The organism is Flavobacterium endophyticum, from assembly GCF_003634455.1.
In the GTDB taxonomy this organism is placed as follows: Bacteria; Bacteroidota; Bacteroidia; order Flavobacteriales; family Flavobacteriaceae; genus Flavobacterium; species Flavobacterium endophyticum.
The window spans coordinates 1,297,642-1,316,884 of the sequence record NZ_RBLC01000001.1 but is presented as its reverse complement, the minus strand read 5'-3'; the positions used below and the strand labels follow the sequence as shown (position 1 = coordinate 1,316,884).

The 19,243-nt window shown below is 40.2% G+C and carries 13 protein-coding genes; 10 read left to right on the top strand and 3 right to left on the bottom strand.

What is annotated here, in order from left to right; genetic code table 11:
- The first annotated feature begins 166 nt into the window (after positions 1-166).
- The 4 genes from CLV94_RS06050 to CLV94_RS06035 all read left to right on the top strand — a co-directional run bounded on the left by CLV94_RS06050 (position 167) and on the right by CLV94_RS06035 (position 8,972).
- Positions 167-3,322 carry a UvrD-helicase domain-containing protein gene (locus CLV94_RS06050; protein WP_121375521.1) on the top strand — a complete coding sequence of 1,052 codons (3,156 nt, stop codon included), beginning with the start codon at positions 167-169 and terminating at the stop codon, positions 3,320-3,322.
- Between the two features lie 115 nt (positions 3,323-3,437).
- Positions 3,438-4,631, top strand: coding sequence for a glycine C-acetyltransferase (gene kbl, locus CLV94_RS06045; RefSeq protein ID WP_121375520.1), 1,194 nt, complete (start codon positions 3,438-3,440; stop codon positions 4,629-4,631).
- A gap of 110 nt (positions 4,632-4,741) precedes the next feature.
- Positions 4,742-6,151 (top strand): OmpA family protein, encoded by a 1,410-nt coding sequence (locus CLV94_RS06040; RefSeq protein ID WP_121375519.1) that lies wholly within the window; start codon positions 4,742-4,744, stop codon positions 6,149-6,151.
- Positions 6,152-6,215: 64 nt separating this feature from the next.
- Complete coding sequence (locus CLV94_RS06035) at positions 6,216-8,972, top strand: PD-(D/E)XK nuclease family protein (protein ID WP_121375518.1); 2,757 nt, start codon at positions 6,216-6,218, stop codon at positions 8,970-8,972.
- A gap of 20 nt (positions 8,973-8,992) precedes the next feature.
- Here the strand turns inward: CLV94_RS06035 and CLV94_RS06030 are convergent, their stop codons facing one another.
- Positions 8,993-9,775, bottom strand: a complete 783-nt coding sequence (locus CLV94_RS06030) for an alpha/beta fold hydrolase (RefSeq protein WP_121376240.1) — start codon at positions 9,773-9,775, stop codon at positions 8,993-8,995.
- Between the two features lie 126 nt (positions 9,776-9,901).
- Positions 9,902-11,194, bottom strand: coding sequence for an aminopeptidase P family protein (locus CLV94_RS06025; protein ID WP_121375517.1), 1,293 nt, complete (start codon positions 11,192-11,194; stop codon positions 9,902-9,904).
- A gap of 238 nt (positions 11,195-11,432) precedes the next feature.
- On the opposite strand from CLV94_RS06025, the gene CLV94_RS06020 reads away from it, so the two are divergent.
- Positions 11,433-12,173, top strand: coding sequence for a LytTR family DNA-binding domain-containing protein (locus CLV94_RS06020; protein WP_121375516.1), 741 nt, complete (start codon positions 11,433-11,435; stop codon positions 12,171-12,173).
- Between the two features lie 100 nt (positions 12,174-12,273).
- Entirely contained in the window at positions 12,274-12,813 is a 540-nt protein-coding gene (locus tag CLV94_RS06015; RefSeq protein WP_121375515.1) for a hypothetical protein, read from the top strand.
- Positions 12,814-12,874: 61 nt separating this feature from the next.
- Here the strand turns inward: CLV94_RS06015 and CLV94_RS06010 are convergent, their stop codons facing one another.
- Complete coding sequence (locus tag CLV94_RS06010) at positions 12,875-14,230, bottom strand: hydroxymethylglutaryl-CoA synthase family protein (protein ID WP_121375514.1); 1,356 nt, start codon at positions 14,228-14,230, stop codon at positions 12,875-12,877.
- Between the two features lie 196 nt (positions 14,231-14,426).
- On the opposite strand from CLV94_RS06010, the gene CLV94_RS06005 reads away from it, so the two are divergent.
- The 4 genes from CLV94_RS06005 (at position 14,427) to CLV94_RS05990 (ending at position 19,132) form a co-directional block, all read left to right on the top strand.
- Entirely contained in the window at positions 14,427-15,278 is an 852-nt protein-coding gene (locus tag CLV94_RS06005) for a ChaN family lipoprotein (protein ID WP_121375513.1), read from the top strand.
- 229 nt (positions 15,279-15,507) lie between these two features.
- The gene (locus CLV94_RS06000; RefSeq protein WP_121375512.1) at positions 15,508-16,338 is read left to right on the top strand and encodes a succinate dehydrogenase cytochrome b subunit; all 831 of its coding nucleotides are present in this window, start codon (positions 15,508-15,510) and stop codon (positions 16,336-16,338) included.
- Positions 16,339-16,352: 14 nt separating this feature from the next.
- Complete coding sequence (locus CLV94_RS05995) at positions 16,353-18,362, top strand: fumarate reductase/succinate dehydrogenase flavoprotein subunit (RefSeq protein ID WP_121375511.1); 2,010 nt, start codon at positions 16,353-16,355, stop codon at positions 18,360-18,362.
- Between the two features lie 8 nt (positions 18,363-18,370).
- Positions 18,371-19,132 (top strand): succinate dehydrogenase/fumarate reductase iron-sulfur subunit, encoded by a 762-nt coding sequence (locus CLV94_RS05990; RefSeq protein WP_121375510.1) that lies wholly within the window; start codon positions 18,371-18,373, stop codon positions 19,130-19,132.
- The last annotated feature ends 111 nt before the right edge of the window (positions 19,133-19,243 follow it).

Below are 19,243 nucleotides of genomic sequence, written 5' to 3'. Positions count from 1 at the left end.
TTACATTAAAGAAAATGATAATACCCCAAAAAAACAAAAGAAATGTGAAAAGCCAATACGGCAACTGTCAGAAAATAAGCCAAGTAAACAATACGAGCCAATACCAAAATAATAAGACCCATAACAACGCTCCCTAACTATTGCAAACAAATTTGTTTATCGCCTAATGCACAAGACCGCATTCACATTATACGACGCCTCTGCCGGCTCAGGAAAAACCTTTACCCTCGTAAAAGAATACCTGAAGATACTCCTCATGTCTTCCAAAAACGACGCCTACAGGAACATCCTTGCTATCACCTTTACCAACAAGGCCGTAGGCGAGATGAAAAGCCGTATCATCACCAGCCTCTCCGAATTCGCCAAAGACGACCCCAGTCCCAAAGCCATGGAGCTCATGCTGGCCATACAGCAAGAAACCGCCCTCAATCCCATAGCAATAAAAACAAAGGCCCGGCAGATCATCAAGAACATCATCCACAACTATGCCTCCTTTGACATTTCGACCATAGACAAGTTTACCCACAAAGTCATCCGCGCCTTTGCCCATGACCTCGGCCTGCCCATCACCTTCGACGTCTCCCTGGAGACCGACAATCTGCTGGCAGAAGCCGTAGATGCCATTATTGCCCAAGCCGGAGAAGAAGAAACCCTGACCAAGCTCCTCGTAGACTTTACGATGGAAAAGACCGACGATGACAAAAGCTGGGACATCACCCGCGAAATCCTCGACACCGGAAGGCTCCTTCTCAACGAAAACAACCGAAATGAGATTGTCCACTTCCAAGACAAGACGATAACCGAATTCGTGGCCATAAAAAAGAAAATCCAAGAAGCCGTAAAAGAACTCGAAACCCAATGCGTAGGCTGGGCCGAAGAAGCCCTGTCTAAGATAGCCGCGGCGGGCATAGACGAAAAATCCTTTTCCGGAGGCTATTTTCCAAAACACCTGCTAAGCATCAAGGAACGGAAATTCAATCCCAAAAACAAGACCTACCACGAAGCAGACGACATCAAGATCAACAAGACCGCCAAAGACAAAGACGCCATCGAAGCCCTTATTCCAGAGCTGCTCTCGATACTCAGCTGCGTATATAAAAATCAAGAAAAGATAGCCTTTTACAGCGCCTTCCTAAAAAACATCACGCCCCTGTCGCTGCTCAATACCGTAAGTCAAGAACTCACAAAAATCCAGAAAGAACAAAATATCCTTTCCATTTCAGAGTTCAACGCCATCATCCACAAAGAAATCCAGAACCAGCCCGCGCCCTTCATCTACGAAAGGCTGGGCGAAAAATACAAGCACTTTTTTATAGACGAGTTTCAGGATACCTCCGAAATGCAGTGGCAGAACCTCATTCCCCTCATCGACAACGCCCTTTCCAGCGAAGACCTTGAAGGCGAAAGAGGCTCGCTCATGATCGTAGGCGACCCAAAACAATCCATCTACCGCTGGCGTGGCGGAAAGGCAGAACAATTTATAGAGCTCGGCAAAGAACACAACCCGTTCAACAATCCCGACAAAAGAATCGAGCATCTCGACAAGAATTTCAGGAGCTACTCCCAGATCATCCAGTTCAACAACCAGTTTTTCAAGATGCTCTCGGGCCAGTTCACCGACCCCGATTACAAAGACCTCTATGAAAACCACAGCCACCAAAAGCCCAATTCAAAAACAGGCGGCTACGTCAATATCTCCTTCATTCCCAAGATAGAAAAAGCCGAAGGCGAGGAAGAAGAAGCCCCAGACAAGACCCGCCAATTTGTGCTGGCCACCTTAGACGCCATCCGCAAGTCGGTAGCCCGAGGCTTCGAATACAAAGACATTGCCATCCTGACGCGCAAGCGCGACCAAGGAATCGCCGTTGCCAATTACTTGACGCAGCAAGGCGTGCCCATCCTCTCGTCAGAAACCCTGATGATCGAGAATGCCACCGAAGTCATCTTTATACTCAACGTGCTCCGCTACCTCAAAAACAGCAGCAACCTCGAAGCAAAAGCCTACCTGTTGCACTACATAGGCGAATACGTGCAGCAAGAGCTTCCCGTCCATGACTTTATTTTTCAAGGGATGGAAAAAAGAGAAGAAAAAGAATTCGAAAGCTGGCTCACCACATTCGACATTTCCCTGTCGTTCCAGAACCTCAGGAGAAAATCGCTCTATGAAGCCGTAGAAAGCATCGTTTCCAAATTCATCAACCTCAAGCAGAACAATGCCTACATCCAATATTTCCTAGACCTGGTGCTCGAAAGAGACATCAAGAACCAAGCAGGAATTACCGATTTTCTTTCCTATTGGGAGAAAAACGGACACAAGTTCAGCATTCCCTCTCCCGACGGAAAAAATGCCGTGCGCATCATGACCATTCACAAATCCAAAGGACTGGAATTTCCCGTCGTCATCATGCCCTTTGCCGAAGAAGACTATTCCCGAAAACCCAAAGACAAGCTCTGGCTCGACAGCGAAGAAAATATTTCAGAACTGCCGCGTGTCCTTATCGACAACAACAGCTCCGTCGAAGGCTTTGGAGAAGAAGCCTCCTTTGTCTACCAGCAGAAAAAACAAGAGGATCTGCTCGACAACGTCAACGTACTCTACGTAGCCCTGACCCGTGCCGAAGAACAGCTCTATATCATCTCGAGCATGAACCTTTCGGCAAAAGGAGAGCTGCCAAAGAACAACATGGCCACGTTTTTTATCAACTACCTAGAGAACTACGCTGATTTTGAAGTCGACAAGCTCGAATATGAAATTGGAAGCCCCGAAAAGCTGTCGCCAGAAAATACGATGACCGAAGAAGCACAGAAAGTACCTTTCGTACAGCACGTGCTAGACCCAAAAGCCATCAAGATTGCCCAGCGCGAATCCCTCATGTGGGGAACGCACCAACAGAAAGCCATCGAATACGGAAACGTAGTCCATGAAATACTATCCTATATAGAAACCAGTTCCGATGTAGAGCTCGCCCTAGCCAAGGCCGTCGAAAACGGACTGATCGTCGCAGCGCAAAAAGAAGAAGTCGCGCAGACCATCCTGCATATCCTCAACCATCCCGAGCTTTCCGACTATTTTTCCGAAGGCCACAAAGTGATGAACGAGCAGACCATCATCCAAAAAGAAGGCACGCCGATCAAGCCCGACCGCATGGTCATGGCAAAAGACAGGCAGGTCTATCTGCTCGATTACAAAACCGGAATGCACAACCAAAAATACCAGCAGCAGCTCGAAGCCTATCAGCAGGCCATCGAGAAAATGGGCTTCCAGGTAGTCAAAAAAGCGCTCGTATATATCGGGGAAGAAGTAAATGTAGTAAATTTGTAAAGTCAGAAAGACATAAAGTCAGAAAGACATAAAGTCGAAAGTTATAAAGTCAGAAAGTCAAAAGGTAAGATAAGCCTAAAATCATAAATCATAAATCCAAAATCATAAATCCAAAATGTACGGAAAAATAAAAGAACACCTTCAGTCGGAATTGCAAACCATAGAAGACAATGGTATTTTCAAGAAAGAAAGAATAATTACCTCGCCGCAAGGAGCAGAAATCACGATCTCAACAGGAGAAACCGTCCTAAACTTTTGTGCTAATAATTACCTCGGGCTATCCTCGCACCCAGAAGTCGTTCAGGCTGCCAAAGATGCTTTAGATACGCACGGTTTCGGAATGTCGTCCGTTCGTTTTATCTGCGGTACCCAAGACATCCACAAGACCCTAGAGAAAAAAATAGCCGATTTCTACGGAACGGAAGACACGATTTTATACGCCGCTGCCTTTGATGCCAACGGCGGTGTCTTTGAGCCGCTGTTTGGCGAAAACGATGCCATTATCTCCGATTCCTTAAACCATGCCTCTATTATCGATGGGGTCCGCCTGTGCAAGGCCGCCCGCTACCGTTATGAAAACAGCAACATGGAAGACCTGGAGCAGCAGCTCATCAAGGCAAACGAAGCCGGACACCGTTTCAAGATTATCGTGACCGACGGAGTCTTTTCTATGGACGGATTGGTAGCGCCGCTAGACAAGATTTGCGACCTCGCAGACAAATACGATGCCCTGGTAATGGTAGACGAATGCCACGCCGCAGGATTTATCGGAGCCACTGGAAAAGGGACCTTAGAAGCCAAAGGCGTTATGGGTAGAGTCGATATCATTACTGGAACCCTAGGAAAAGCCCTGGGAGGTGCAATGGGAGGCTATACGACAGCAAAAAAAGAAATTATCGAGCTGTTGCGCCAGCGTTCAAGACCGTACTTGTTTTCAAACTCGTTAGCGCCGTCGATTGTTGGAGCTTCCATCAAGGTTTTTGAGCTTTTAGAAAGAGATACCGTCTTGAGAGATAAGCTAGAATGGAACACCAATTACTTCAAAAAAGGAATGAAAGAAGCAGGATTTGATATCATCGATGGAGACTCTGCTATCGTTCCCGTGATGCTTTATGACGCCAAATTATCACAAAATATGGCTAACGAATTGTTAAAAGAGGGCATTTATGTAATAGGATTTTTCTTTCCAGTTGTTCCAAAAGACAAAGCAAGGATAAGAGTACAGCTTTCGGCAGCACATTCGAAAGAACACTTAGATGCTGCTATTCAGGCATTTACGACTGTAGGAAAAAGGTTAAACGTAATCTGAATTAACATTTAACTAAATTTGAGTTAATTTTTTAACATAAATCTTTGTAATTACCTTTTAACATATTACTTTTGTCTTAATTAACGTATTGTAATCTAATAAAATTAAGTATGAAACATCTAAACAAAATTTTTGCTGCTATGTTGTTAGCTGTAGGCTTAAATGCCACTGCACAGGATAGCGACAATCCATGGGCTATTTCCTTTGGAGCTAATGCTGTAGATACAAGATTTAGTGCAGCTAAGAAATTTGAAGATCAGTTTTCGAATTTTTTTAATGCAAAAGACAACTGGAACATCTTGCCTTCAGTTTCTTATTTGAATGTATCTAGACACATAGGTTCTGATTTCTCTTTTGGAGTTACAGGGTCTATTAACAAGATTGATAAGTTTGTGAATAAAGTTCCTGGTACTTTAAGCACTTTTGAATCAACTAATCCAGGGGATTTGACGTACTACGCTGTAGATGGTATCATCAAATATAGCCTTATGAACCTAATCGGTTCTAAAGTTATCGATCCTTATGCTCACGTTGGTGGAGGTTATACTTTCTTCGGAGACGCTAGCTACGGAACAGTGAATGGTGGTTTAGGTTTGACTTTCTGGTTTACAGAAACTGTAGGTCTTACACTTCAATCTACTTACAAACATTCATTCGATGAAAACTTGAGACGTCCTAACGGAGATGTTCCTTCTCACATGCAGCACTTTGCTGGTCTTACTTTCAAATTTGGAGGAAAAGATACAGATGGTGACGGAATCTACGATAAAGATGACGCTTGTCCAGATATCGCTGGTCTAAAACAATTCCAAGGATGTCCTGATACTGACGGAGACGGAATTCCAGACAAAGATGACGCTTGTCCAGATGTTGCTGGTTTAGCTGCTTTCCAAGGATGTCCTGATACTGACGGAGACGGAATCGCTGATAAAGATGATGCTTGTCCAAACGAAGCGGGTACTAAAGCTATGAACGGATGTCCAGACAGAGACGGTGACGGTGTTGCTGACAATGTTGACAAATGTCCAGATACTAAAGGTCCAAAAGAAAATGGTGGATGCCCTTGGCCAGATAGAGATGGTGACGGAGTTTTCGATAAAGATGACAGATGTCCAGACGTGAAAGGTACTGTTGCTAACAACGGTTGTCCAGAAATCACTGAAGAGCAAGTTAACAAATTGAACGCTTACGCTAAAACTATCTTGTTCAACAGCGGTAAAGCTACTTTCAAACCAGAAACTATGCCAGTATTGGAAGCTATCAACGCTATCCTTAAAGAATACCCAACTTCAAGATTCTCTATTGAAGGTCACACTGACAGCGACGGTTCTAACGCGTTAAACCAAACGCTTTCTGAAAACAGAGCTGCAGCAGTTAAAAACTTCTTGATTGAAAACGGAATCGAATCTTCTAGATTGAGATCTACAGGTTTCGGTGAAACTAAACCAATCGATACTAACAAAACTGCTAAAGGTAAAGCTAACAACAGAAGAGTTGAAGTGAAATTGATCAAAGATTAATTTTATCCTAAAATAAGTTTTAAAAACGCCTCGATTTATCGGGGCGTTTTTTTATTTTTATCCTATGGCAGAGACTACGTTTTTAGACAAAATAGCGTCCACGATAATCGATGGCTATAACGACAAATTATCCGACTTGGTCGTGGTACTGCCCAATAAAAGAGCCAAGGTCTTTTTGATTGAAGCCCTCAGGAAGAAGACTCAGAATACAATATTTGCCCCACAGATCATCAGCATCGAAGACTTTATCCAAGACATTGCAGGAATACGCTCGGTCGACAGTATTGAACTCGTCTTCGAATTCTACGAAATCTATATCGAGATCACCGACAAAGAAAAACAACAGCCCTTTGAGCTCTTTGCCAATTGGGCAAAAACCCTATTGCAGGATTTCAATGAAATAGACAGGTATCTGTTAGAGCCCAGCCACGTCCTTTCGTATCTCAAAGACATCGAAGACATCAAGCACTGGTCGGTCGATGCCGAAAAAAGAACCACGATGATTGATAATTATCTACAGTTCTGGAACCTGCTGCCAGTTTACTACGAAGCCTTATACGGACACCTTTTAAACAAGGGAATCGGCTACCAAGGCCTGATTTATAGAGAAGCTGTCAAAAACCTAAACCATTTTTCAAATGCAATCGGAAATAAAGAATTTCTTTTTGCCGGTTTCAATGCCCTCAATGCCTCCGAAGAAAAAATAGTACAGCACCTTTTGGTCACCGATAAGGCAAAAATCTTTTGGGATGCAGACGAAGCGTTCCTAAACGATCCGTTTCATGACGCAGGACTGTTTTTGAGACGGTTTAAAGAAAGCTGGAAGCATTACAAGGCCAATCCCTTCGAATGGATCGTAAAAGACTTTTCAGAGCCTAAAAACATCCAGATTATCGGAACGCCAAAAACCATTGGCCAAGCCAAGATTGCCGGGAGCATAATCGAAAAACACGCAGAGCGCGAAAATTCCCTTAACAAGACAGCAATTGTCTTAGGCGAAGAAAACCTTCTGGTACCGCTGCTTTATGCATTGCCAGCATCAGTCAAAGCCCTCAACATCACGATGGGATATTCCGGAAAGAACAATCCTGCCCAGATTCTGATAGCAAAACTCTTCAAGCTGCATTCAAATGCGCTGTCAAGAAACCCAAACAGCTATGTGTTTTACTACAAAGATGTTTTAGATATCCTGACGCACCCTTTGGTAGAACCCTATGCCCAGGCCGCCGCTTTGGTAAACATCATTAACCAAAACAACTATACGTTTATTACCCATAACAAGCTTTTGGAGCTGAGTCCGAATCAAAGCACGCTCTTTCTATTGCTATTCCAAAAATGGGAGCACGGTTCGATGCAAGTGCTCGAGACGATTTCAAGCCTGCTGCTGCAGATCAAGTCCAATCTGAGCAATGACAATGACGAAGAGAAAATTACCAAAGCCTTTGTCTATTCCATTTTCAAGGTCATCAACAAGCTGATGAACTACTACTCTAGGCATCAGCATATCGATACGATAGAAACGCTATTTGCCGTCTACAAGCAGATTATCGACCTCGCCGAAGTCTCTTTTGAAGGAGAACCGCTCAACGGCTTGCAGATTATGGGAGTACTCGAAAGCCGTGTATTGGATTTCGATACCGTAATTGTCACATCGATGAACGAAGGAAAGTTCCCTGCCGGGAAATCACAAAACTCCTTCATTCCGTATGACGTAAAACGCGAATTGGGACTGCCGACGTTTAAAGAAAAAGACGCGATTTATACCTATCACTTTTACCACCTGCTGCAACGAGCAAAAAATATCTACCTGCTGTACAATACAGAAAGCGAAGGTTTGGACGGTGGAGAAAAAAGCCGCTTCATAACCCAGCTCGAAGTCGAAAAGCAGCAAAACCATGCGCTTACCCACGAAATTTATAATGCTGCTTTGCCCGATATCGCCTACAAGCCAATTGTAATTCCGAAATCAGAAAGTGTCATGTTGCGCTTGAAAGAAATTGCCGTTAACGGTTTTTCACCATCGGCCTTGACCAGCTATATCCGAAACCCGATCCAGTTCTATATGCAGAAAATCCTGCGCATACGAGAAGTTGAAGAAGTCGAAGAAAACATTGCCCTAAATACCCTTGGGACAATCATACACGAAACCCTGCGTGTCTTGTATGAACCTTTTATTGATAAATTCCTATCCGCAGAAGACATCAAAAACTGCATCAAGCAGATTGATGATGAGGTCTTAAAGCAGTTCAAGATTGTCTACAAAGAAGGGGAGATCAAAAAAGGCAGGAACCTGCTGGCCTTTGAAGTAGCCAAAAGAAATGTCCTTAACTTTCTGAAACTAGAATTGCAGGAAATCGAAAATGGCGATGCCGTAAAGATAATCGCTCTAGAAAAAACCTATGAAAGACTGTTAGAGCACCCAAAACTGCCGTTTCCAGTATTGATTAAGGGGAATGTCGATAGGATCGAACAACGCAACGGAAAAATCAGGATTATCGACTATAAGACCGGAAAAGTAGACGGTAAAGAAGTATCGTTGAAGCAATGGGACAAATTAACCTCAGAAATCAAGAACGACAAGATCATTCAGGTATTGGCTTATGCCTTTATGTATGCGCCTCATCTGCAGGGCCAAGAAATGGAAGTCGGCATCCTATCGTTTAAGAATTTAAAATCAGGCTTCCTTACTTTTAATTTCAAGGAAGACAAGACCGAAATTTCAATTATAGATGATGCTATTTCAGGAAATTATATCGAACAATTGGTGTTGCTTTTGAACGAAATCTTAGATAAGGAGATTCCGTTCCAAGAAAAAATCTAATTTCCAAAAGCGTAGTGTTTTTAGATGCTTTTAAAGAAAGCCGTCAGCTCTTTTTTTAGTTCCTCTCGGTTTTCAATCGGACTCATGTGTCCGTCGGGGAAAGTAAGCAGTTTAGCAGAAGTATTTTCAATCTGGTCAAGACTTTCTTCGTAATTCAATACCGGATCATTTTTTCCTAAGACCAATAGGATAGGATAGGGCGCAAAATGAAGAATGACTTCCCGATCCTTGCGTATTTTCATTCCTTCCAAAGAAGCAACGATTCCTTGAAGCGGCGTCTTCAGAGCCTCCTCTTTTACGCTTTCAATTTCTGAAGCTAACCTTTCGCGATTGTTTTCGCTGAACAGATTGGCGATAGACAGCCTTACGAAGTTAGTATAGTTCTGCTTTACCGCTTTGATAGCGCGGTCGCGATTGGCTTTCCGTTCGTCGCTATCAGCCCTTGAAGTCGAATTAAGCAAGACAATTCCTTTGACGTTGTCAGGATACAATTCGGCAAAAGCCAGAGCCACATAGCCGCCCATAGAATGACCTACAAATAGTGCTTTCCGGATTTTCAATTCAGATAAGACGGCATGCACCGCATCGGCATTGTCTTCCATAGAATGTACATAGCCTAATGGCTCAGTTTGGCCGTGGCCTAACAAATCGATAGCTATAATACGGTATTTCTTAGAAAAATCAGGAACAAAATAATCCCACATCGTACTGTTTTCTAAAAAACCATGGAGGAATACGATAGCTGTTCCCTTTCCGGAATCCGAATACGAAATTTTTGTGTTTTTGTAGATGATCTCTTTCAAAGCTTTTGTTTTGTCCTGCAAAAATAAGGATTATGTTCCTTAGCAAAAGCTTCTTTAAAATATAAAATAAAAACGGCCTGCAATCCGCAAGCCGTTTTCTAAATCTGCAATCAAAAATCTGCAATTCTATTCGTTCATCAAACTTTCGATTTCTTCAATCTCAATAGGAATATTGCGCATCAAGTTGAACGGCTCGCCGCTTTCATGAACGACAACATTATCCTCAAGACGAATTCCGAAGCCTTCTGCAGGTATGTAAATTCCAGGCTCAACGGTAAACACCATGTTTGCCTGCATCGGTTCGTGAAGCAATCCGTAGTCATGTGTATCCAGTCCCATATGGTGGGAAGTTCCGTGCATAAAATATTTTTTGTAAGCAGGCCAGTCCGGATTTTCGTTTTGCACATCCGCTTTGTCGATAAGTCCTAAGCCTAACAATTCAGAAGTCATCAGTTTGCCGACTTCTACGTGATATTGTTTCCAAAGCGTTCCCGGTACCAGCATTTTTGTAGCTTCGTTTTTGACTCTCAAAACAGCATTATAAACGGCTTTTTGTCTGTCTGTATATTTTCCAGAAACAGGAATAGTCCTAGACAAATCGCTAGAGTAATTCGCATATTCTGCAGCAACATCAAGCAGTATCAAATCGCCGGCCTTGCATTGCTGGTTGTTTTCGATATAATGCAAAACGTTCGCATTGTTTCCAGAAGCGATAATCGGCGTATACGCAAAACCTTTGGAACGGTTTCTGACGAATTCATGAATCAATTCTGCTTCAATTTCATACTCCATCACATTAGGTTTTACAAAAGAAAGCAATCTTCTAAAACCCTTTTCTGTAATGTTGCAGGCATGCTGGATCAAGTCGATTTCTTCGCTTTCTTTCACAGAACGCAAGCGCTGTAAGATTGGATTGGACTTTTCGACTTTATGAGCTGGATAATTTTCTTTCCACCATTTTACAAAACGCGCTTCGCGAGTCTCTGTTTCAATCGTAGCACGGTAATGCTCGTTGGTGTTGATGTATATCGTATCAGAATAGGCCATGATTTCCTTCAAAGTCTTGTTGAAATCTTGCAACCAGATTACGGTCTTGATTCCAGAAACCTCAAAAGCTCTTTCTTTGGTCAGTTTTTCGCCTTCCCAGATGGCAATGTGTTCGCTGGTTTCTTTCAGGAAAAGGATTTCTTTTAAATTCTCGTAGGGAGCATCCGGAAAAAGCAGCAGAATGCTTTCTTCTTGGTCAACGCCACTCAAATAAAAGATGTCGCGGTGTTGTGCAAAAGGTAAAGTACTGTCTGCGGAAACTGGATAAATATCATTAGAATTAAAGATGGCAACGCTATTTGGCTTCATTTGAGCCGTAAACTTTTGGCGATTTTTGATAAAAAGCTGGCGGTCTATTTGATGGTATTTCATAATAATTTCGTTTTTTGAACTTCGATTTCAAAATTACTGTTTTTTTGCAGAAGCGGCATAAGATTGATTTATTAAAGTTTCTTAATTGTTTTTTGTATGCAGATTAAAAAAGCATTTAATTGGAATTGAACTCTATAAAATTTTTTGGCGTCCTTCACATGAATCTTGGTTTCATGAAAAAGGATTGGTTACATTCCTCTTTTGTATATTCGTCATAGTAAAGATTCTAAATTAAAAAATGCAAAAACTAAATCCATCCATAAAATATAATCTGATAGTAGGTTTACTGCTCAGCTTATGGATTTTCATTTTTGCCTTTATCATAAAGCCTTTTGATGACGGAACTTTAAATTTTCGGTCATGGATTTTAATAAGTGTTGGCTTTAGCGTATTGGCTTTTTTATGTTACGGAATTCTTGCGGTGATTCAAAAAAGCATTTATGAAAGAATAGCAAAATGGAATATCGGTTTAGAAACTGGAAGTATTTTATTTTTTCATTTGATTTATTTGATCATTATTTATGCCTATTATAAAAGCCCAATTTTAAAAGGGGGATATAGTTTTGCAGTATTCTTTTCTGTAATATTTATTAAAGTTGTCTTGATCTTAACTCCCGTGATTATTCTAGCAAGAAGATATTTAATAAAACTTATTCCAATAAAAGAGGATATCTTAACCATAAAAGGAGAAAATAAATTAGATGTTTTAAAAATCAGCCAATCTGACTTAGTTTGTATTTCTAATGCGCAAAATTATGTAGAGATTTTTTATATTGAAAATGGCAAGCTTACTTCAAAATTGATTCGAAATTCGCTGAAAAAAGTGAAGGAAGATCTTGGTTTTTTGATGCAAATACATCGTTCTCATTTGATAAATCCAATTCATTTTAAATCTTGGAGAAATCAAAATACAATTGTTCTTACACAAATCGAACTTCCGGTTTCTAAAAATTATAAAGAAACTTTGTTGGCGTTATAATTTCCGTACCTAAAACAATAGGTTTTGTACCTAAGTCAATAAATCCAGTAGTTGCGGTAATTTTTCATTTTAGTTTTGTTTCAACAATTTTAAATTAATTATGAAAACAAAACATTTCTGCGTCATCGGATTATTATTTTTCTTTATCAGTTATTTATTCTTTGCTAACATTCTGCCCAGCTTTCACGAACCAATCGATTTTGCGCATTGGTTTAACTTAATTGGAGCCTGTTTGTTATTGTCATTTAATTATGTCTTTCCTAAGAATAAATTAAATTCGTTTGCTTCGATTCTAACAACTCTAGGCGTAATTGCGCATATTGGTCTTTGCACAATCGATTTTATTATGTGGAGTTTTGGGGATAACGATAATGCGAAAGCTGAATTGAGTTATCAGATTAGGAATACGCCGTCTCTTTTTTATCCTTTTATTGTTATTGGCCCATCCTTGCTGTTTATGGGTTTGTCAATGCACGCTTTAAATTTTATAAAAACTTATTTTATAGCTGTTTTAATGGTTGTCATGGGTTCGGTAGCAATAGGTTTTTCGTTTTTTGTCTTGAAAGATGGAACTTATATGTTGTTGGGTTGCCTGTTTTTTGTTTTTGGGCTTGGTTTGCTTTTATATAGAAAGAAATAAGTAATGCCAAGATTCTAAATATAAAAATCCGAAGGCTTTTAGACTTCGGATTTGAAATAATTTATTCAATCCATTTATAATATCGAGCACCAATTAAACATGGGATTTCTTTTTCTATCCTTTCCAAAATCCATTCGCTTTTAGGAGTTCTGATGCTTTGTTTTTGTTCTTTTTTGTGAAGTTTCTCATAGGTTTCAAAATCTATTTCTTGGCTTTCTTGCAAAGTTTCAAATAGCCTGACTTTTGAAATTTGTGTTTTCCATTCTGGCTGAATCCTGCCTTCAAATACTTTCGATTTGGAGCCGCTTCCGTAGGCTAAGAATCCAAATGTTTTTCCTGAAATTTCGTTTTCAGAATCGTGGAAATGTGCCAAGGTTGACAGCAGTCCCATAAAGATTGAGCCTGTATACAAGTTTCCAATTAATGAAGAAGCCAGTTCTGCAGGAAGCAATTTTTGACTTACAAAACTTTTATAGTCTTCAGACTTGCTGATTTCTTTAAGTTTGTTTTGGTATTCAGAAGCAGATTCATTTCCTGCTAGAACTGTAGCATCCAAGACATAAATTTCAGAAAGCATCCTTCGCCCTTGAAAAGCATACGGCAAGTGCATGATGATGCTTTCCCAAGAATTGTAAAGGGTTTCGTCAGTATTTTTTAATTTTTTGAACGAAAAGTAAGCATTTCGAGTTCGGTCCATATAACATTGGTTTGAATACTGTCCGTCAAAAACAGGCTGTTCCTTGTGAATTTCAATTTCGTTTTCGAGATTTTCATGCCAAGGCTCGTTGGCTGGATTTCCGGTAATTTCTGATTTAGAAAGTGTTCTGTATGGCTTAAAAAAATCAAAAACACCTTTGCTGCTCGTTGCCCAATTACTTTCAAAAGCAATAATTTTTGGGTTGGAAGTAACTAGCATTGCCAAAGCGCCAGCTCCTTGCGTGTATTCTCCCGTTGAATTTAGGTCGTATTTTGCAATGTCCGTCGTAACAACAATCGCTTTCTTTTCGGGATTTAACCGAATAAAATCAAGGCAATTCTGCAAGGCATCAACGCCGCCAATACAGGCAAAAGTAAAATCGACAGCATCGCATTCTGCTAGCAAATCGGCTCCGAATTTTTCTTCCATCAGAGACAATAAGAATGAAGCAATAGGTTTAGAACTGTCGATGCCGCTTTCAGTTCCGACATAAATTCGGGCTATTTCAGACAAATCAATAGCATTCTCTTGGATTAATTTGGTCAACGCATTGGCCCCAAAAACCACAGCATCTTGATACGTGTCTGGCAAGGTCATTTTAATCAGGCCCAAGCCTTTTTCTAACTTTTCAGGTTCTATATTTCTCGCGTTTGCCAGCGTTTTAATAGGCAAGTGTATTTTTGCGATGTCAAAAGCAATAGCATCAATTCCTGTTTTCATTTTAGCTTAAATTTCGGATGCTAAAATTAGAGTTCTGAGTCTTAAAAAAGAGGCTTTTTGCTGTATAAAACAGGCCAAAATTTGATTTTTATCGATTTAAAAATAAACGTTTCGATAAATTAGCAATTCGATAATTTTAGTTTTGCTATCGGCTGATTTATGGCTATTTTAGCGCAAGATTTTTAAAATTCAAGAAATGAAATACTTTTTCTACATAATTGCATTTTTGGTTTCGTTTAACGGAGTTGCACAAGACAAACTTCCGTACCAATTATATACTAAAAACGGAAAGAAAACATCCTATAAAAAAATGCTCAAAGAGTCAGAAAATGCCGAAGTGGTTTTGTTTGGAGAACACCATGATAATTCCATTGTGCATTGGCTTCAATTGGAATTTACAAAAGATTTATCGGAGAAAAAACAGTTGGTTCTAGGCGCAGAAATGATCGAAGCGGATAATCAAAAACAGCTGAATCAATACTTAAAAGGCGAGATCAACCAAAAAGCATTCGATACGTTGGCAAGACTCTGGAACAACCACAAAACAGATTACAAGCCGTTAGTAGATTTTGCAAAATCAAAAAACCTGACTTTCGTGGCGGCTAATATTCCGAGACGATATGCAAGTCTTGTGTACAAGCAAGGTTTTGAAGCGTTAGATAAATTGTCTGCTGAGGAAAAAACTTGGATAGCGCCACTTCCGATTGCTTATGATAAAAATCTTCCAGGTTATGTGAAAATGCTGAAAATGATGGGCGACCACGCCAGCGAAAATATGCCAAAAGCGCAAGCCGTCAAAGATGCGACGATGGGGTATTTTATTGCGAAAAATTTACAGCCGAATACCATTTTTATCCACTACAACGGAACGTATCATAGCGATAATTTTGAAGGCATAAACTGGTATCTCAAACGCGAAAAGCCAAGCGTGAAAATTATGACAATCGCAACAGTTTCTCAAAAAGACATCTCAAAAATCGAAAAAGAGAACCTGAACCTTGCCGATTTTATAATCGTAGTAGACGAAGATATGACCAAAACATTCTAAGATTTACTGTTTTTCTACTGATTTTTAGCTAATTTAAATTGTCTTTTTTAAGGTTTTATTTCTGTTTTTATAATTATTCATCAGTAAAATTATGGGTAATGAAATTTTACGCCTGATTTACTGCAAAATGCATCCACTTTATACTGATTATAAATAGTTCGAAAAGGTTGTAGTTAATTTGAATATGCCTTATTTTTGTGTGATTTTTTAAAACACACAAACAACTCTTATGGCAAAATCTGCAATCTTAAAGTCATCGCTAGCGAAAAAGTACTGGATGGCTCTAACAGGTTTATTTTTATGCTTGTTTTTGGTAGGACATTTAGCTGGAAACTTGCAATTGATTTTTAGCGATGCACTGCATTTTAATGAATATGCATTATTCATGACTACGAACCCAGTAGTAAAACTGTTGTCTTATCTGACGTACATTTCAATTCTTTTTCACGCTGTTGATGGAATTATGTTAACGGTTCAAAACAGAAAGGCAAGACCAATCAGATATGCAAAAGAAGACTCTTCAGCAAATTCAGCTTGGGCCTCAAGAAATATGGCAGTTTTGGGAACCTTGATTTTGGTTTTCATCGTAACACATATGGTGAACTTTTGGGCAGTAATGCACTTCGATAAAAACATGCCGTTGCAGACGATCCACATTACTTATCAAGGACAAGAAATGGATATGTACGTAACGACTAATGACGGAAAATACATTCCTACAGATTTGTCAAATACAGGTCTTGAAATCAGAAACCACAAAGAATTTTATGATGCGGCGGCTAATTTGAAAATGGCCGAAGGAATCAAAGATTTGCACAAAATTACCTTTGCATTTTTTAAAGATGCTAAATATGGCCTAATTGCAACAATACTATATGTGATTGCTATGTTTGTACTCGCATTCCACTTATTACACGGTTTTGCCAGTGCATTCCAATCTTTAGGAGCAAATAACCCAAAATATAACGGACTGATAAAAGGTTTTGGAAAAGGATTCGCGATTATTGTGCCCCTTTTGTTTGCAATTATTCCTGTTTATATTCACTTTTTTGCTAAATAACACACGAACAAGATATGAGTTTAGATTCTAAAATTCCAGAAGGACATATATCAGACAAATGGACCGACTATAAAGACCATCTTAAATTGGTGGCTCCTAATAACAGGCCTAAAATAGATATTATTGTAGTTGGAACCGGTTTGGCAGGAGCTTCGGCTGCAGCTTCTTTAGGCGAAATGGGATATAATGTTAAAGCATTTTGCTTCCAAGATTCGCCGCGAAGAGCTCACTCGATTGCTGCACAAGGAGGTATCAATGCTGCTAAAAATTACCAAAACGACGGCGATAGTGTTTTTCGCTTGTTTTACGATACGATTAAAGGAGGCGACTACCGCGCTAGAGAAGCAAACGTTCACCGTCTTGCCGAAGTTTCAGGAAATATTATCGACCAATGTGTAGCGCAAGGTGTTCCTTTTGCTCGCGATTACGGCGGATTGCTTGACAACCGTTCTTTTGGTGGAACGCAAGTACAACGTACTTTTTATGCAGCAGGACAAACTGGACAGCAATTGCTTTTAGGAGCTTATTCTGCTTTATCAAGACAAATTGGTCTAGGTCGTGTAAAGATGTACAACCGTCATGAAATGCTTGATTTGGTAAAAGTAGACGGAAAAGCAAGAGGAATCATTGCTCGTAACCTAATTACGGGAGAAATCGAAAGACACTCAGCGCATGCTGTTATCATTGCTTCTGGAGGATACGGAAACGTATATTTCCTTTCTACGAATGCGATGGGAAGTAACGTGACTGCTGCTTGGAAAATCCACAAACAAGGAGCTTATTTCGCAAATCCATGTTATGTGCAGATCCACCCAACATGTATTCCAGTTCACGGGACGAATCAGTCAAAACTGACGTTAATGTCCGAATCGTTGCGTAACTCAGGAAGAATCTGGGTGCCTAAAAAGAAAGAAGATGCTGAAGCTATTCGTGCCGGAAAATTAAAACCGACGCAGATTGCTGAAGAAGATAGAGATTATTACTTAGAAAGAAGATACCCTGCATTCGGAAACTTAGTGCCTCGTGACGTAGCGTCAAGAGCAGCAAAAGAACGTTGCGATGCTGGTTATGGAATTGAAGCAAATAGTACTAACGAAGGTGTTTACCTTGATTTTGCTTCCGAAATTCAAAGCAAAGGCCGTCAGACCGCTTATGCGCAAGGAAATCACAATCCTTCTGATGAAGAAGTTATCTCATTAGGGAAAAAATGGATCGAAGAAAAATATGGTAACCTTTTCCAGATGTATGAAAAAATTACAGACGAAAATCCGTATGAAACTCCAATGAAGATCTATCCTGCGGTCCACTATACAATGGGCGGTGTTTGGGTTGATTATAACTTGCAGTCTACTATTCCAGGTTGTTTCGTTGCTGGAGAAGCTAACTTCTCTGACCACGGTGCCAACCGTTTGGGTGCTTCTGCGTTGATGCAAGGTTTGGCCGACGGATATTTCGTATTGCCATATACAGTTTCAAACTATCTTGCTGATGAAATCAGAACTGGAACGATTCCTACTAATTCGCCAGAATTTGACGAAGCTGAGAAAAAAGTAAAAGACTCGATCAATTTCTTCTTGAACAATAATGGTACAAAATCAGTTGACCATTTCCATAAAGCTTTAGGAGACATCATGTGGAATAAAGTAGGGATGGGAAGAAACGAACAAGGACTTACTGAAGCCGTTGCGGAAATCGATGCTTTACGTAAAGAATTCTTTAAAGAAGTATATGTTCCTGGAAGTGCCGATGAATTGAATCCAGAGCTTGAAAAAGCACTTAGAGTGGCCGATTTCATGGAGTTAGGTCAATTGATGGCGATGGATGCTTTGCAAAGAAAAGAATCATGCGGAGGACATTTCCGTGAAGAATATCAAGACGCTGAAGGTGAAACACTTCGTGACGACGAAAACTTTAAGTTTGTAGGAGCATGGGAGTATCACGGAAGCGATATCAATAAAGAAGAGCTTCACAAAGAAGAACTGAATTATGAATTCATAAAAATTGCAGCTCGTAATTACAAATAATCACAACTATGGCTTCATCAAAATTTATAAACATAAACCTGAAAATTTGGCGCCAAAAAAATGCCAAAGAAAAAGGAAAAATCGAAACCTACAGATTAGATAAAGTTTCAACAGATAGCTCATTTCTTGAAATGCTGGATCAGTTGAACGAACAATTGGTTTCAGAAAGAAAAGAACCTGTTGCCTTTGACCACGATTGCCGTGAAGGAATCTGCGGAATGTGTTCGCTGTTCATCAATGGTAGAGCTCACGGTCCAGACACTGGAATCACGACGTGTCAGTTGCACATGCGTATGTTTAAGGACAATGATACCATTTTTGTAGAACCATGGAGAAGCAAGGCTTTCCCGGTTGTAAAAGATTTGGTAGTTGATCGTAGCGCATTTGACAGAATTCAGCAAGCTGGAGGATTTGTCTCTGTAAATACTTCAGGTAACACAATTGATGCTAATGCAACGCCAGTACCTAAACACGACGCAGATCGTGCTTTTGAAGCCGCTGCTTGTATCGGTTGCGGAGCTTGCGTAGCTACTTGTAAAAACGGCTCAGCTATGCTTTTCGTTGGAGCAAAAGTATCACAATACGCTTTGCTACCACAAGGAAAAGTAGAAGCAACACAACGTGTCCTAAACATGGTTCGCCAAATGGACGAAGAAGGTTTCGGAAACTGCACGAATACTGGAGCTTGCGAAGTAGAATGCCCGAAAGGAATTTCTCTAGAAAACATTGCAAGAATGAATAGAGAATATTTGGTAGCAAGTATCAAATAATCATAAAATAAGCCTTATAGGCAAAATAAAAAATGCATCTGTTAGTATTCAGATGCATTTTTATTTTGTGGAAATTCGTCTTTCAATCACTTGCACATTTTTTGTATAAAG